Raw genomic sequence first — 14716 nt, 5'->3', positions numbered from 1 at the left:
TTAGTAGACCGTCATGCGCTACGGCGCATGACGGTCTTTCAGGTTAAGTAAGCTATCAGTAGCTCCTTCTTTATGAAACAACCCGCCCAGGAATTCCAGGTGCTGGCTTCCGTCACCGAGTACACCCGGTTCTACAGCTTGCCCGCTCCGGTCCACCCGCTGCTCACCATCGTGGACCTGGCCAGCCTGCGTGAGCGGAGCCCGTCCGCGCAGGCTGCGGCCACGGCGGCGGCGCTGATGCCAGTTGTGTCGCAGCTTTATCAGGTGTCGCTCAAGCGCAACTTGCAGGGCGCCGCGCTGCGCTACGGCCACCAGTCCTACGATTTCAACGAGGGCGTGCTCAGCTTTCTGGCGCCGGGGCAGGGCTGCTGGCTCACGCGCGAGCGGCCCGATGCCGCCGCGCTCAGCCGCTACCTCACGGAGCTGGACGGCTGGATGCTGCTCTTTCACCCCGACCTGCTCAGCAGGTTTCCGCTGGGCCGGAAGATAGCTGGCTACGGGTTTTTCTCCTACCAGGTGCACGAGGCGCTGCACCTCTCGGCGCCGGAGGAGCAGCTGCTCGACGGCCTGCTCAGCAATATTCGGGGCGAGACCGGGCGCGCCCTCGATGCCTTCAGCCAGGAGGTTATCGTCGCCCAGCTCGACGTGCTGCTGACCTATGCCAACCGCTTCTACCACCGGCAGTTCCTGACCCGGCGCGCCGCCGAGCACGATTTGCTCAGCCGCTTCGAGGCCCAGCTCAGCGCCTATTTCGCCCGGCAGGAAGCGGGCCAGCCACTGCCCAGCGTACAGCACTTTGCCGACGCCTTGCGCGTCTCGCCCGCTTACCTGAGCGACATGCTGCGCACGCTCACCGGCCAGAACACACAGCAGCATATTCACCAGGCTCTGATTGAGCGCGCCAAGCGCCTGCTCCTAACTACTTCACTCACCATCAATGAAACGGCGTTTCAGCTCGGCTTCGAGTATCCGCAGTATTTCTCGCGGCTATTTAAGAGCAAGACCGGCCTGACGCCGGCCGCGTTCCGGTTCTCGGCGCAGTAAAGGCTTGCGGGCGGTGCAACCTGGCGCGGCACTTCCCTACCCCCCTGCCCGCGCTCAGGCCGGCGTCAGCGTAGGAGCCTGAACCTGCTCTTCTTCCGCCTCTTCGGCGTAGCCCTCGGCAATTTTCTCGTTGGCTTCGGCCAGGTCATCGTGGTCGGCCTGGTCGGCGTTTTCTTCCTGCTCAGCCTTGTGCTGGGGCTCGTAGCTCAGGCGCACGAAGATGGGGAAGTGGTCGGAGCCCACGTAGGGCAGCCGCTCCATGCCCACCACCTGAAAGTGGGGCGAGACGAACACGTGGTCGAGCGGCCAGCGCAGCAGGCGGTACTCGGCGTGGAAGGTGGGCAGCAGGCCGCGGCCCACGCGCGGGTCGAGCAGGCCCGAGACGCGCCGGAATAATTCCGAGGTGTGCGACCAGGCCACGTCGTTCATGTCGCCGAACACGATGGTCGGCTCGTCGCGGCGGTCGACTTCCTTGCCCACCAGCAGCAGTTCGGCGTCGCGCTTGGTGCTGGTTTTGGCTTCCTGCGGGGCGGGCGGCTTGGGGTGCAGGCCGTAGAGGCGCACCCAGGTCTGGCCGTCGGGCAGCTGCACGTGAGTGTGCAGCGACGGGATGTGATCGTCAAGCAAATACTTAATCGCGCAGTCGCGCAGGGGCAGGCGCGAGAAAAACAGGAGGCCGTAAGTATTGTCGAGCGGCTCGTGGCAGACGTGCGGGTGCGTTTTTTCGAGGGGCCGCAGCTGCTCGCGCCACCAGGGGTCAGTTTCGACGGCCATAATCACGTCGGGGTCGGCGGCTTGCAGCGTGGCCAGGGCCAGCGGCGCCTGCCGGTTGTATTGCAGCACGTTCATCACGGCCAGGCTGAGCTGCGCGCGCGGCTCATCGGCGCGGGTGCTATCGGCGACTTGCTTGCGGTGCAGCGGCGTGTAGGGCAGAATGCGCCACGCCTGGTAGAGCATGGCCGCCGCCAGCACCGCCCCGAAGCCCAGCCGCCCCGGCCCCGCCGCCCCGATGCCCAGTGCCAGTCCGCCCGCCAGCGCCACCAGCAGGCCCAGCACGATTTGCAGGCGCGGGAAGTCAAAGATGCGAATCCACCAGGCCGTTTGGCGCAGCAGGGGCAGCAGCGTGGCCAGCAGCCCCAGGCCGCCCAGCCCCCAGACCAGGCCCCGGCTCAGATTAAGCAATACTTCGGGTAGCGTTGGCAACTGCGGGATAATTGGGAAAAACAGGTGGAAGAGAAGTAGCGTTAGCTAAGCGAGGGGGGGGTAGGCGCCGGTGGCGCCCGCCGATTTCCTACCCCCCCTCGCCCGGTAAAGCCCAGCAAAGAAAGGTGCTTTTGCGCCGCAGCTTACATGTCGTCGCTGAAGCCGCCCTTGCGCAGCTCCTCAATGGTGCGCATTACGCGGTCTTTCAGCGTGTTGCGGTGCTTTTCCAGCACGTCGGCCAGGCGGGCGTTGCTCAGGGCCAGCATCTGGGTGGCCAGGATGGCGGCATTGGCGGCCCCGTCGATAGCAACCGTAGCGACAGGTACGCCGGCCGGCATCTGAATCATGCTCAGCACGGAGTCGAGGCCCTGAATGGACGTCGTGGAGTTTATCGGCACGCCGATGACGGGCAGCGTGGTGAACGAGGCCACCATACCCGGCAGGTGGGCCGCGCCGCCCCCGCCGCAAATCAGCACCCGCAGCCCGCGCTTGCGGGCGCTTTCGGCGTACTCGACCATGCGGTGCGGCGTGCGGTGGGGCGAGACGAGCGTGATGTCATAGGGAATGCCGAACTGCCGGAGCATGTCGGCGGCGGCGCCCATGATTTTGAGGTCCGATTTCGAGCCCATGATGATGCCCACCAAGGGCGTTTCGGTGGGCGCGGGGCGCTCGTCGGCCGAAGCCGAAGGAGTAGAGTCTGAACTCATGCAGGGGGGTAGGAAATGGGGCCGGGCCGGCAGCGGCCCAGACGATACAACAGGCAATACGAGCCGGTCGGGCTGGGCAATTTGGGGGCCAAAATAGTGGCTTTCCTGCCAGCCCGGTGCCGGGGCTACCTTTGCGGCGACCAACGGCCCGGTCCGGGTTATTTTGCTGGTCGCCGCGCCGCCTTTGTTTGCATGGAAATCCTGCTTGCCACCTTCACCACGCTCTTTTCGGTTGTCAATCCCTTCAGCGCCATGCCCGTGTTTCTCACCCTCACCGAGGGCGACAGCGGCAACGCCCGCCTCGGCATCGCCCTGCGCTCGTGCGTTTACATGGTGGCTATTCTGAGCGTGGCGTATCTGGGCGGGCAGTATCTGCTTAACTTCTTCGGCATCAACATTCAGCACCTGCGCATCGCGGGCGGCGTGCTGCTTATGCGCTCGGCCTTCGAGCTGCTCACGCCCGGCGCCAACCGCGACCGGGTGGGCCCGGCGGCCCTCGAAGAAAGCAAGCAGAAAGACGACATCAGCTTCGTGCCGCTGGCCATGCCCATGCTCTCGGGGCCGGGCTCGATGGCCGTCTGCATCGGCCTCATCCGCCCCACCTACGCCGACAAGGCCCTGACATTGTTTGGCTTCGTACTCGTAGCGCTGGCCAGCTTTTTCATCCTGGCCTCGTCGCTGCGCCTGACTCGTTTGCTGGGCAAGCCCGGCATGGCCGCGATGGCGCGCATCATGGGCTTTATTACGCTGGCGATTGGGGTTAACTTTCTGGCCTCGGCAATTGGCGCATTATTTCCCGGCTTAAATCGCTAGGATTAGCAGTTTGAATGAATGTCATGCTGAGCCCCGCGAAGCGTCTCTCCCGCAGCAGTAATTCAATCGTTATTCATCATTGATTACTTCCCCTGGCAAGCTGCTTCGGCAAGCGGACGCCAGATGAAGCATGACGTTCTAATTTAGTAATATAACTGCCTTCCCGTGACTAAAAACGACCTTTTCCTGCGCGCCGCCCGCGGCGAATCTGTAGAGCGCACGCCCGTCTGGCTCATGCGCCAGGCCGGGCGCATCCTGCCCGAATACCGCGCCCTGCGCGGCCAGCTTTCCGGCTTCAAGGAGCTGGTCGAGACGCCCGCGCTGGCTTCGGAAGTCACCATCCAGCCCGTCGACGCGCTCGACGTGGACGCGGCCATTATTTTCTCCGACATCCTCGTGGTGCCCGATGCAATGGGCCTGCCCTACGAGATGGTCGAGGCCCGCGGCCCGCTCTTTCCCAACGTCATCAAGACCGCCGCCGACGTAGACCGGCTCAGCATCCCCGACCCGGAAGACAAGCTCGGCTACGTGCTGGAAGCGCTGCGCATCACCAAAAAGGCGCTGAATGGCCGCGTGCCGCTCATCGGCTTCGCCGGCGCACCCTGGACGCTGCTGGCTTACATGGTCGAAGGCCACGGCTCCAAAACTTTCAGCAAAGCCCGCGGCCTACTTTATACCGACCCCAAGCTGGCCCACGCGCTGCTGGCCAAAATCACGGCTACGACCATCGCCTATTTGCAGGCGCAGGTGGCGGCCGGCGCGCAGGTCGTGCAAGTGTTTGATTCCTGGGCTGGCACCCTACCCCCCGCCCACTACCGCGAGTTCTCCAGCCGCTACATCAGTGAGATATGTGAGGCGCTGGCCCCGCTCGTGCCGGTCACGGTCTTTGCCAAGGGCGCCTGGTTTGCCGTCGAAGACTTTGCCGCCATGCCCTGCCGCACCATCGGCCTCGACTGGACCGAAGACCCTGCCGCCGTGCGCCGCGCCGCGCCCGGCAAAACTCTGCAAGGCAACCTCGACCCCTGCGCCCTCTACGGCACGCCCGAGCAGGTGCGCGACGCGACCGAAGCCATGCTGCGGCAGTTTGCCGGCGGCCCCCACATCGCCAACCTCGGCCACGGCGTCTACCCCGACACGAACCCGGAGCGCGTCAAGGTTTTCGTGCAGACGGTGAAGGGGTTTCGGGGGTAGGGCAATTATCACATTAAGCTGACGCGAATGCAGAACCCAGTCCGTAATCCGTGGCTTGAGAAATACTGGGTATCGTTCGATGAGCGGTCGAATTATCCGCTAGGAGTCGGCCTGACAGCTTACAGTCCTGATGATGCTAGAAAGCTGCTGGCAGAAACTTTATTCAAAAATTGCAGTCTGCCGACTCATCAGATTAGAGTCATTAAAAGCCTTGATGAATTAGAGCAAAATCATGTTTTGCCTAATATCGGTTTGGTAATCTTTAGAGGAATTTGGTATCCTAAAATTGGGGCTATGCTTCGCTGATTTACCTACCCCCCTCCTAAATCCCAAACGCCGCAACCGCATCCGCTCCCCCGCAGGCGTTTAACCCAGCTTCATGCAAGGCCCTTTCATCTCGCTCCTCTCGGATTACGGCTTCAAGGCCACGTTCGGCAACGAGCGCGACAGCCTGTTTCTGCGCCGCGCCCTGCAAGCGCTGATTCAGTCCGACACGCCCATCGCGGAAGTCACCTTTCTGCCCAATGAGCTGGTGCGGCTCAACCCCGACAGCCGCGGCGGCGTCTACGATTTAGCCTGCACCGACGAGCTGGGCCGCTACTTCATCGTGGAGATGCAGCTCAGCAACTACCCGGAGTTTTTGCAGCGCATGAAATTCTACTCGCTCTACCGCTTCAACACGCTGGTCTTGCGCGGCGACTACAGCTTTAAAAACCTACCGCGCATCTACTGCATCGGCATTCTGGGCACGACCATCTTCCCTGAAATCAGTGCCTACCACAACACGGCGGTGCTGCGCAATGAGGCCGGGGAGCTGATGGACGACCAAACCGTGTTCATCACCGTGGAATTGCCTAAATTCGTCAAGCCCGCCGCGGCCATCATCACGGACCTCGACAAGCTGCTCTACACCATGAAAACGCTGCACCAAGCTCCCGAAGACCAAACCAAGTGGCCCGAATTCTGGACCGAAGAGTGGATTCGCACCGCCATGCAGGAGCTGGACTGGCGCAGCATGGACCCCGAAGAGCTGCTACTCTACCAGATGACGATGACCAAAAACGCCCACGCCGTGCAGGTCGTCAAAAAGCAAGTTGAGAAAGCTGAGCAGGAAGCCCGGCAAATTGGCTTGGAAGAAGGGATGCAGGAAGGAATGCAGCAGGGAATGCAGGAAGGAATGCAGCAGGCTGCCACCGCCACAGTCAGGAATTTGCTGGCGATGAACCTGCTGACAACTGCGCAAATCGCCGCTGCCGCTAACGTTACGCCCGCTTTTGTCGAAGGTGTTCGGGCGGCGGGTGCGGGCAGTGCGTAAGCAGATTCCCCTACCCCCTGCCTCAAACTCAAAGACAGTGACGGCACCGTCCAGGCCGAAGGCGGCTCGGGCACGCTCCTCAAAAACCTGAAGCCAACGCCCGCCGCGTATGCTCAACGAAAAAGAGAAAATGCTAGCCGGCGAGCTGTACCTCGCCGCCGACCCGGCCCTGGTGCAGGAGCGCACCCGCGCCAAGCAGCTGCTGCACCGCCTCAACGTGACCGAGTACCTGCTCACTGATGCGGCCCGGCAAGTGCTGGCCGAGCTGCTGCCGCACGCTGGCCCCAATCTCTACATCGAGCCGCCCTTCTTCTGCGACTATGGCAGCAACATTTACTGCGGCGCCAATGTGTATTTCAACGTGAACTGCGTGGTGCTGGACACGGCCAAGGTCACCATCGGCTCCCACGTGCTGTTTGGGCCCGGCGTGCAGCTTTATACCGCCAGCCATCCGCTCGATGTGCCCACGCGCCGCACCCTGGAGCTGACGCGGCCCATCAGCATCGGCGACGACTGCTGGCTCGGCGGCGGGGTCATCGTGTGTCCGGGCGTCAGCATCGGCGCGGGCTGCGTCATTGGGGCCGGCGCCGTGGTTACGAAAGATATTCCGGCGTATTCGCTGGCCGCCGGCAACCCGGCCAGGATAATTCGTAGTCTGGCGCCTGAAAGCTAGAGGGTTAAGGAAGTTAAAATTTAAAAGGTCCGCCTGCTTTTAACTCGCAACTTCTAACTCCTTGATTTTCCTACCCCCTCTTGGCGCTACAACCCCGCCGCCCGCGCCTCTTCCAGCAGCCGCTGCTTGTTAATCGGCACGACGCCCACCTGCTCACAGACCAGTCCGCCGCCGAGGTTGGCCAGCGCGGCGGTGAGGGTGGCGGGCTGACGCAGCGCCACGCAGAGCGCAGCAATGCTGATGACCGTATCGCCGGCGCCCGACACGTCGGAAATACTGCGCACGTGGGCCGGCAGGTAAGCTTTCTCGTTTCCCTGCTGGCTAAAAACGCCGCGCTCAGAGAGCGTAACCAGCACGATAGCGGGGTGCAGCAACTCGCGCAGCCGCGCCACAGCAGCTTCGAAGGCGGGCCGGTCGGCGGCAGTGTCGTCAAATTCCAGTTTGAGGCCTTCGCGCAGCTCCTTGAGGTTAGGCTTGAAAAGCGTGCAGCCGGCGTAGGCTAGAAAGTTGCGCCGCTTGGGGTCCACAACGGTGGGAATATTCTTCGCCCGCGCCAATTCCAGGCAATGGGCAATGCTGGTGGCAGTGAGCACGCCCTTGTCATAATCCTCGAAAATGACCACGTCGGCCTGCGCCAGCAGCTGCTCGTAGCGGGCCAGGAGCTGCTCGTTTTCTTCCGCGTTCAGTTCGGTTTCAACTTCCGAATCCAGGCGGAGCAGGTGCTGGCCGGCGGCCAGAATGCGCTGCTTGACGGTGGTGGGGCGGTGCGGGCTGCGAACGATGCCCTCAGCCGTTAAGCCATTGGCGCTCAGCAGCTCCAGCAGCTCGTCGCCACCGCGGTCGTCGCCCACCACGGCGCAGAGCAGCGGCGTGGCCCCCAGCGCCTGCACGTTCAGGGCCACGTTGGCGGCCCCGCCCAGGCGCTGCTCGGTGCGAGCCACGTTCACCACGGGCACCGGCGCCTCGGGCGAGATGCGACCGGCGCGGCCCCACACGTAGGCGTCGAGCATCACGTCGCCGATAATGAGGACGCGCAGGCGGTTGAAATCGTGAAAGAGCGTGGCGAGCGGGTCGGCGGGCATTGCGGCAAGTGAGGGGGGTAGAGGCCGCAAAGGTAGGTTTGAGGACCTGCCGCGCCGCTTTGCGCTAACAGACCGTCATGCAGAGCGCAGCGAAGCATCTCGCGTGCGGCAGTAATCCAATCGTTGTTTACCATTGATTACTGCCGCACGCGAGATGCTTCGCTGCGCTCTGCATGACGGTCTTTTTTTCTCGCCTCGCCGTCTACAGCTTAGCTAAACTGCCTTTAATGCGCTCGCACGCCTCGATAAGCTTCTCATCACTGGCAGCGGTGCTGATGCGCAGGCACTGCGGCGCCCCGAAGGCGGTGCCCGCCACGGTTGCCACGTGGGCATCATTGAGCAGAAACATGGCCAAATCGTCCGACGTAGCCAGCGTCAGGCCATCGGGGGCCGTCCGGCCCAGGTAGGCCGATACGTCGGGGAAGACGTAGAAGGCGCCGCTGGGGGTCGGCGTGGGCAGATTGGGCACTTCCTTCAGCAAATCCAGCACGAGGTCGCGGCGGCGGTGGTAGGCGGCCACCATCTCGTCGGCCGAATCCCTACCCCCTTGCAGGGCGGCGAGGCCGGCGCGCTGCGCGATAGAGCAGGCGCCCGACGTGACCTGGCTCTGCATTTTCTCGCAGGCGCTGGCGATTTCGGGGCGGGCGGCGAGGTAGCCCAGGCGCCAGCCGGTCATGGCGTAGCCCTTGGAGAAGCCATTGACGGTGATTACCTGGTCTTTAATCTCCGAAAACTGCGCCAGACTCACGTGCTCGCCCACGAAGTTGATGTACTCATAAATCTCGTCGGCCAGCGCAAAAACCTGCGGGTGCCGGGCCAGCACGGCGGCGATTTCGCCCAGCTCCTCCCGCGAAAACACGCTGCCCGTCGGGTTGCAGGGCGAAGAATACATGATGAGCTTGGTGCGGGGCGTGATGGCCGCTTCCAGCTCGGCGGCAGTCACCTTGTAGTCGTTTTCGAGGCGCCCGACCAGCGGCACGGGCACGCCCTCGGCCAGCTTCACCATCTCCTCGTAGCTGACCCAGTAGGGCGCCAGCACAATTACCTCCTCGCCCGGATTGACCAGGCTCAGCACCACGTTGGCCAGGCTTTGCTTGGCGCCGGTGCTCACCACAATCTGGTTGGGCTGATAGTCTAACTTATTGTCGCGCTGAAACTTGTCGCAGATGGCCTGCCGCAAATCCAGGTAGCCGGGCACGGGCGTGTAGAAGGTGTAGCCCTCATCGAGCGCCTGTTTGGCGGCGTCCTTGATGTACTGCGGCGTCTGAAAATCGGGCTCGCCGAAGCTCAGGTTAATTACATCAACGCCCTGCGCGGCCAGGGCGCGGGCTTTTTTGGCCATCGCAATGGTCTGCGACTCCTGCATGGTGTTGATGCGCTCGGAAAGAAAACTCGTGGCGGCGGGCGGCGGGACGATGGGCAACATAAGGTGATGAGGAGGAAGAGAAAGCAAAAGTAAAGCAGAGTTGGTAGCGTGGCACCAAGCTGGCGCAAGGCTAAGCCCCGTGTCAATTAGGAATAGGCCGCTTAGGAGTAGGCCGCTGGCTCACCGAACGACCACGCCCAAACAATAAACCACGAAACCAACCTCCTGGCGGCGCGACCCGGCCGGCGCGGGCCGTGGCGGCGCGGCCCCTACTGCCCCAGGCGGCGCCAGCAGCGGGCCACGATGCGCAAATCCATTTCCGGCTCGTAATCTTTGGCGTAGAGCAGCTCCAGCCGGCGCCGGGTGGCTTCGGTGAGCGGCGCGGCGGGCACCGGGGCCGCGTCGAGGGGCGAGAGCACGGCGCGAGCTGGCGGGCGCCCGCCGGCCGGGTAGCGCAGCCCCACCCAATGGTAGCGGCCCAGCAGCACTTGCCCGGCATTGCGCAGGAAACCCAGCTTATCTCGTTGAAAACCAATCAGCAGCGGGGCGAGCAGCAACAGCCCCACGCTGAGCCCCACGTCGAGCACCCGCTTGGCCTGCACCTGCGCGGGCTGGTGCAGGCGCAGCAGCTGCGCCGGCACGTAGTAGTCGCCGGGCGCGTCCTTGTCGCGGCTGCCGATAATGTACTGGCTGTTTTCGGGCAATATCTTAAAGCTCACAGCCGGGCTCTGCACGCGCTGCATCAGCGTCATTATCTGGCTGGCCGGCACGTCCTGGCCGCAGAAAATCAGCTCCTCCAGCGCGTAGAGCTGAATCAGCTCGTCGAGCTGCGAGCTGTCGCCGAGCCAGTCGCCGGCCGGGGCTGGGGATGAGGCTTTGGCCGGGGCGGGGGGGGTAGGGATTTCTTCGGCCCAAGCCGGCGGCTGGTTTACTTCCCCTTTCCCTACCCCCCACGCCGCGCTCAAAGCCCCGACTCCGGCCCCGGCCGGACTGATAAAGCCGATGACGCGGGCGGGCACGGCCGCGGCGGCCAGGAGCTGGCTTACGCGGCGGCTTTCGATTTCGGAGCCCACGATGGCGATGTTCTGCTGGCGCCGCTCGCTGAGGCGGAAGTCGCGGTAGCGCAGGAAGTGGGCCAGCAGCTGCCGTCCCACCAGCGCCGCGACGGCCCAGGCGCCGCCCAGAATGAGGAGCGCCTTGGAAAAGCGCCAGTAGTCCAGGAAGTTAGACAGCGCCGAAATCAGCACCGTGCCCCCGGCGATGCCGCGCACGACGCGGCCAGTTTTCAGGGGGCGGGCGTAGCCGCCGCTCAGGTAAGCCGAAAGCAGCCAAACCAGAATGTAAACGGGCACGGCCACTAGCATATAGCGCGGCGGGTAGAGGCCGGGCGCGAACTTGTGGTTGCGCTCCCAGTAAGTTTTGAGCAGGTACAGGCCGCCCCAAATCAGGCTGCCATCGAGCAGAAACGGCGCGGCCCGGCCGGCCAGCCGCTGGGCTACGGCCGCGCCCGCCCGCAGCCAGATGGCGGCGTTGATAAGCAGCGAAAACAGCCCCGCCCGGCCTGGCGCGAAGTGCTTGCGGGCAAAAATCACCATCGCCCGGTAGAAAACAAACACGTAGTTGACGCTCGTGCGCCGCGTGCTTTCGCCCTTGTAGTGGATGATGCGGGCGCCGGGAAAGTAGTAATTGAGCCAGCCGCCGCGCTGCAGCCGGTACGAGAGGTCAATGTCCTCGCCGTACATAAAATAATCCTCGTCGAGCAAGCCGACCTGCTCCAGGGCGGCGCGGCGCAGCCACATAAATGCGCCGCTGAGCACCTCAATCTCGTGGGTTTGATTTTTATCGAGAAAGCCCAGGTGGTAGCGCCCAAAGGTGCGCGACTTCGGAAACAGCCGCGCCAGCCCAAATATCTTGTAGAAGGCCACGGCCGGCGTGGGTAGGCCGCGCTTGCTTTCGGGCAGAAACCGGCCCTGCCCGTCGAGCATCAGCACGCCCAGGCCGCCGGCCCGCGGGTGCTGGTCCATAAAGTCGGAGCAGGCGCGGAAGGTGCTTTCCTCCACCACGGTGTCGGGGTTGAGCAGCAGCACGTACTCGCCGCGGGCTCGGCGGATGGCCTGGTTATTCGCCTTCGAGAAGCCCGGATTGTGCTGGTTGGCTAGCAAAACAACCTCCGGGAAGCGCGCCCGCACCATCGCCACGGAGTTGTCGGCCGAATTATTATCTACCACGAGCACCTCTACGGGCTCACCCAGCTCCTGCGCCGCCCGCCGCACCGAGAGCAGCGCCTGCTCCAGAAAGTAGCTGACGTTGTAGTTGACGATGACGACGGAAAGCTTCACGTTGGTTGAGCTGTAGCTGACCGGCAAAGCTAAGCGTAGGGTGCGGGGCTGGCCCCCGCCCGGCGTGGGCGGCATCGGGTTACTCGTCCAGTGGCGCGCACGCCGGGCGGGGGCAAGCCCCGCACCCTACATTTTGCGCAGCACCCACACGTCCTGGCTGGCGGTGTGGCCCTGCCACTGGCCGGGCTCGTGGCGCAGCACTTCCAGCCGCCCCGCAAACAAACGGTGCAGGAACGGCGCCGGCTGAAACGCGGCAAATACGCGGTGGCCCTCGCGCACGTGGCGGCGCTCCACGAGCTGCCCAGCGTCGAAGAGCGCCCGCTCGGCCGGGGTGAGAATGGGCCGAAACGCGCCGCCGTGGGTGGTGAGCAGCAGCACGCCGCCGGGCCGCAGCACCCGCAGCAGCTCGGCCAGCCAGCTTTCGTGGGCGGACGCCGAGAGGTGGGTGAAGATAGAGATGCCGTAGGCCGCATCAAACGCGCCGGCGTCGGCGGCCAGCGGCGGAATCATCTCATTGAGCAAGAACGTGATGCCCGGCAGCTGCGCCCGGCACCAGGCTACCGACTCGGCGTTTGCATCGGTGCCCACGAAGCGGCAGCCGCCCCCGATAACCGCCGGCAGGTGCCGAATCACGCGCCCCGGCCCGCAGCCCCAGTCCAGGATGAGCTGATTTTGCAGGGGTAGGAACGGGGCCAGATGGCCTTTCACCCACGCCGCCGTTTCGCGCCCGCCCTCATAGTAGCTGCGGTAGCTGAGCTTGAACGACTCGTACATCAGATAGTCGGGGGGTAGGGAAACCCCCGGATTCTCCCGCCGAAATGCCTCGTTCCCGGCCCGGTAGCGCCGTTGCAGCAGCCGGAAGCGCACCGTGTCGGCCAGGTGCATGAGCCCGGCGCGCCGGAGCCAGGTGCTGAGCGCGGCTTTGGTCATAAAGGCAATGTTAGAGCAAAAAGGCGGTCATGCTGAGCGCAGCGCAGCATTTCGCGCGGGGAAGTAATCCAATCGTTGTTCTGCCATCTTGATTCCTGCCGCAAGCGAGCTGCTGCGCTGCGCTCAGCATGACCACCTTTTTGCTCTAACATTGCCACTGCCCTACCCCCCTACCGCGCCTGGCGCTGGCGCTCGACGATGCTGCGGCCGAGCGTGATTTCGTCGGCATATTCCAGCTCGCCGCCCATCGGAATGCCGCGGGCAATGGTGCTGAGGTTGACCTTGGGCAAATCGCGCAGGCGGCGCGAAAGGTAAAAAGCCGTCGTGTCGCCTTCCATCGTGGGACTGATGGCGAGAATAATTTCGTGAATCTCGCTGTCGTCGGCGCCGGCGCGGCTCACCAGCGAGTCGATGTTCAAATCGGCCGGGCCGATGCCCTCGATGGGCGAAATCACGCCGCCCAGCACGTGGTACACGCCCTGGTACTGGCCGGTGTTCTCGATGGCAATTACGTCGCGCACGTCCGAGACGACGCAGACCGTGCCGTGGTCGCGCAGCTTATTGGCGCAAATGCCGCACTCCTCGCTGTCGGAGATGCTGTGGCAGGTGCGGCAGTAGGTAATGTCAAACCGCATCTTGGCCAGCGCCTCGGCCAGGCTGACCGTGGTCTCAGTCTGGGCCTTGAGCAGGTGCAGGGCCAGGCGCAGGGCGGTTTTGCGGCCAATGCCCGGTAGGCGCGCCAGCTCCAGCACCGCGTTTTCAATGAGTTTGGAAGGGTACTCCATATAAGTAGACCGTCATGCTAAACGACCGTCATGCTGAGCGCAGCGAAGCATCCCGCGTGCGGCACCAACTCAATCGTTATTTACCGTTGGTTAGTGACGGGCGAGATGCTTCGCTGCGCTCAGCATGACGGTCGTTTAGCGTAATTACAAATCAAACAATATCAGCCGAGATGCCGCGGTCGTGGATGGCGGTGCACATGGGCGCCAGCTCCTCGAAAACGCCGTTCTTGACCGTGCACTGGCCTTTGTGATGAATCAGCAGGGTGCACTGCTCGGCCTGCTCGGGCTCGTGGCCGCACACGTCCATCAGGGTTTTAATCACGTGGTCGAACGTGTTGATGTCATCGTTGTACACGACGAGGTTGCGCAGCTCGACGGTTTCTTCGAGCAGCAGGACGTCTTCCTCAAAATCAATCTGGGGGCGGGTGTTCATGGCACAAAATTACGCCCGAAGCGGGCGCGCAGGTTAGCGCTGGTTAACTTCAATTTCGCCGAAATCGTTTCGGCCCTACCCCCCCCGCGCCTGGCCAAGCCGCCCGGCGGCGCGCCTAGACCGTGCTCCCAGGCTGTGCCGCCGGCCGGCGCTACCTTGCCCCTGGTTTAGCCCCGCTCCTACCCCCCTGTTTTTGCTTTTCGCCGCCATGCCCGTTGTTCCGTCCGCCGATTTCAAGCGCGCCCTGCGGCAGCTTTCCGACAAGGAAAAGGAAACGCTGCTCTTGCGCGCCGCGCGCCGCGACGCCGAATTCTACGACGCGCTCCGCTTCGAGCTGCTGGAAGACGTGACGCTGGCCAGCGTGCAAAGCGACGCCGAAGACCGCATCCACGAGCTGTTCAACGTGAGCGTGTCGGGCTATTTGCTGCACAAAAGCCTGCCCAAGGTGCTCAGTAAAGCCCAAAAGGAAGTGGCCCGCGCCCGCCGCATCACCAAAAGCCGGCAATTAGAAGCTGACCTGGACATGTATATCCTGCGGCTGATTTTCGGCAACTATACCGGCTCGCTCGACTCCTCGCACAACCTCTTCTACAAAGCCACCGCCCGCCTCACGGTGCGCACCGCGGGCCTCGTGCTCAAAAACCTGCACCCCGACCTGTGGCTGGAGTATAAAAGTGAGCTGGACGATTTTTTCCAGCAGCTGCACAGCTATGATAATCGGTGGCAACTAGCCTTTGAGCTGCCGCGGAAGCTGCTGCTGCCGGACTAAAATTAAGAAAGCCCCGGCCAGACAAACTGGCCGGGGCTTTTTCAATAATCAGCAAAATCAATTGCA

General features: G+C 63.4%; 15 protein-coding genes. 7 read left to right on the top strand and 8 right to left on the bottom strand.

The features are described 5' to 3' along the window. Positions 1-72: 72 nt before the first annotated feature. Positions 73-1044 carry a helix-turn-helix domain-containing protein gene (locus ACFE70_RS08705; protein WP_375417344.1) on the top strand — a complete coding sequence of 324 codons (972 nt, stop codon included), beginning with the start codon at positions 73-75 and terminating at the stop codon, positions 1042-1044. Between the two features lie 54 nt (positions 1045-1098). On the opposite strand, the gene ACFE70_RS08700 is transcribed toward ACFE70_RS08705, so the two are convergent. Further along, the gene (locus ACFE70_RS08700) at positions 1099-2247 is read right to left on the bottom strand and encodes an endonuclease/exonuclease/phosphatase family protein (protein ID WP_375417343.1); all 1149 of its coding nucleotides are present in this window, start codon (positions 2245-2247) and stop codon (positions 1099-1101) included. A 143-nt stretch (positions 2248-2390) separates the two neighbouring features. Next, on the bottom strand, positions 2391-2954 hold the full coding sequence (purE, locus tag ACFE70_RS08695; protein ID WP_375417342.1) for a 5-(carboxyamino)imidazole ribonucleotide mutase: 564 nt from the start codon (positions 2952-2954) through the stop codon (positions 2391-2393). 192 nt (positions 2955-3146) lie between these two features. Between purE and ACFE70_RS08690 the strand changes: the two genes are divergently transcribed. The 5 genes from ACFE70_RS08690 to ACFE70_RS08670 all read left to right on the top strand — a co-directional run bounded on the left by ACFE70_RS08690 (position 3147) and on the right by ACFE70_RS08670 (position 6946). Beyond that, positions 3147-3767 carry a MarC family protein gene (locus ACFE70_RS08690; RefSeq protein ID WP_375417341.1) on the top strand — a complete coding sequence of 207 codons (621 nt, stop codon included), beginning with the start codon at positions 3147-3149 and terminating at the stop codon, positions 3765-3767. Positions 3768-3932: 165 nt separating this feature from the next. Then, complete coding sequence (gene hemE, locus ACFE70_RS08685) at positions 3933-4958, top strand: uroporphyrinogen decarboxylase (protein WP_375417340.1); 1026 nt, start codon at positions 3933-3935, stop codon at positions 4956-4958. A gap of 27 nt (positions 4959-4985) precedes the next feature. Next, entirely contained in the window at positions 4986-5264 is a 279-nt protein-coding gene (locus ACFE70_RS08680) for a hypothetical protein (RefSeq protein WP_375417339.1), read from the top strand. A gap of 73 nt (positions 5265-5337) precedes the next feature. After that, positions 5338-6273 (top strand): Rpn family recombination-promoting nuclease/putative transposase, encoded by a 936-nt coding sequence (locus ACFE70_RS08675; RefSeq protein WP_375417338.1) that lies wholly within the window; start codon positions 5338-5340, stop codon positions 6271-6273. A 109-nt stretch (positions 6274-6382) separates the two neighbouring features. Further along, positions 6383-6946 (top strand): sugar O-acetyltransferase, encoded by a 564-nt coding sequence (locus ACFE70_RS08670; RefSeq protein ID WP_375417337.1) that lies wholly within the window; start codon positions 6383-6385, stop codon positions 6944-6946. Between the two features lie 86 nt (positions 6947-7032). Here ACFE70_RS08670 and ACFE70_RS08665 read toward each other — a convergent pair whose 3' ends face one another. The 6 genes from ACFE70_RS08665 to ACFE70_RS08640 form a co-directional block, all read right to left on the bottom strand. Further along, positions 7033-8028 (bottom strand): bifunctional heptose 7-phosphate kinase/heptose 1-phosphate adenyltransferase, encoded by a 996-nt coding sequence (locus ACFE70_RS08665; protein WP_375417336.1) that lies wholly within the window; start codon positions 8026-8028, stop codon positions 7033-7035. A 202-nt stretch (positions 8029-8230) separates the two neighbouring features. Beyond that, positions 8231-9454, bottom strand: coding sequence for a pyridoxal phosphate-dependent aminotransferase (locus tag ACFE70_RS08660; RefSeq protein WP_375417335.1), 1224 nt, complete (start codon positions 9452-9454; stop codon positions 8231-8233). A gap of 209 nt (positions 9455-9663) precedes the next feature. Continuing rightward, entirely contained in the window at positions 9664-11808 is a 2145-nt protein-coding gene (locus ACFE70_RS08655; RefSeq protein ID WP_375417334.1) for a glycosyltransferase family 2 protein, read from the bottom strand. 51 nt (positions 11809-11859) lie between these two features. After that, complete coding sequence (locus ACFE70_RS08650) at positions 11860-12663, bottom strand: class I SAM-dependent methyltransferase (protein ID WP_375417333.1); 804 nt, start codon at positions 12661-12663, stop codon at positions 11860-11862. Between the two features lie 170 nt (positions 12664-12833). Next, on the bottom strand, positions 12834-13448 hold the full coding sequence (gene recR, locus ACFE70_RS08645) for a recombination mediator RecR (protein ID WP_375417332.1): 615 nt from the start codon (positions 13446-13448) through the stop codon (positions 12834-12836). 151 nt (positions 13449-13599) lie between these two features. Next, on the bottom strand, positions 13600-13881 hold the full coding sequence (locus ACFE70_RS08640) for an ATP-dependent Clp protease adaptor ClpS (RefSeq protein WP_375417331.1): 282 nt from the start codon (positions 13879-13881) through the stop codon (positions 13600-13602). 208 nt (positions 13882-14089) lie between these two features. On the opposite strand from ACFE70_RS08640, the gene ACFE70_RS08635 reads away from it, so the two are divergent. Further along, the gene (locus ACFE70_RS08635; protein WP_375417330.1) at positions 14090-14650 is read left to right on the top strand and encodes a hypothetical protein; all 561 of its coding nucleotides are present in this window, start codon (positions 14090-14092) and stop codon (positions 14648-14650) included. The last annotated feature ends 66 nt before the right edge of the window (positions 14651-14716 follow it).

Origin of the sequence: uncultured Hymenobacter sp., from assembly GCF_964243305.1 — a bacterium.
Taxonomy (GTDB): Bacteria; Bacteroidota; Bacteroidia; order Cytophagales; family Hymenobacteraceae; genus Hymenobacter.
The sequence above is the reverse complement of the archived record's forward strand: the minus strand, read 5'-3'. Positions and strand labels throughout refer to the sequence as shown.

Coding starts and splice junctions, on each gene's coding strand:
- purE (WP_375417342.1), bottom strand. CDS start 2,954: ATGAGTTCAGACTCTACTCCTTCGGCTTCGGCCGACGAGCGCCCCGCG.
- ACFE70_RS08640 (WP_375417331.1), bottom strand. CDS start 13,881: ATGAACACCCGCCCCCAGATTGATTTTGAGGAAGACGTCCTGCTGCTC.
- ACFE70_RS08680 (WP_375417339.1), top strand. CDS start 4,986: ATGCAGAACCCAGTCCGTAATCCGTGGCTTGAGAAATACTGGGTATCG.
- ACFE70_RS08670 (WP_375417337.1), top strand. CDS start 6,383: ATGCTCAACGAAAAAGAGAAAATGCTAGCCGGCGAGCTGTACCTCGCC.
- ACFE70_RS08660 (WP_375417335.1), bottom strand. CDS start 9,454: ATGTTGCCCATCGTCCCGCCGCCCGCCGCCACGAGTTTTCTTTCCGAG.
- ACFE70_RS08635 (WP_375417330.1), top strand. CDS start 14,090: ATGCCCGTTGTTCCGTCCGCCGATTTCAAGCGCGCCCTGCGGCAGCTT.
- ACFE70_RS08690 (WP_375417341.1), top strand. CDS start 3,147: ATGGAAATCCTGCTTGCCACCTTCACCACGCTCTTTTCGGTTGTCAAT.
- ACFE70_RS08705 (WP_375417344.1), top strand. CDS start 73: ATGAAACAACCCGCCCAGGAATTCCAGGTGCTGGCTTCCGTCACCGAG.
- ACFE70_RS08675 (WP_375417338.1), top strand. CDS start 5,338: ATGCAAGGCCCTTTCATCTCGCTCCTCTCGGATTACGGCTTCAAGGCC.
- recR (WP_375417332.1), bottom strand. CDS start 13,448: ATGGAGTACCCTTCCAAACTCATTGAAAACGCGGTGCTGGAGCTGGCG.
- ACFE70_RS08650 (WP_375417333.1), bottom strand. CDS start 12,663: ATGACCAAAGCCGCGCTCAGCACCTGGCTCCGGCGCGCCGGGCTCATG.
- ACFE70_RS08655 (WP_375417334.1), bottom strand. CDS start 11,808: ATGCCGCCCACGCCGGGCGGGGGCCAGCCCCGCACCCTACGCTTAGCT.
- ACFE70_RS08665 (WP_375417336.1), bottom strand. CDS start 8,028: ATGCCCGCCGACCCGCTCGCCACGCTCTTTCACGATTTCAACCGCCTG.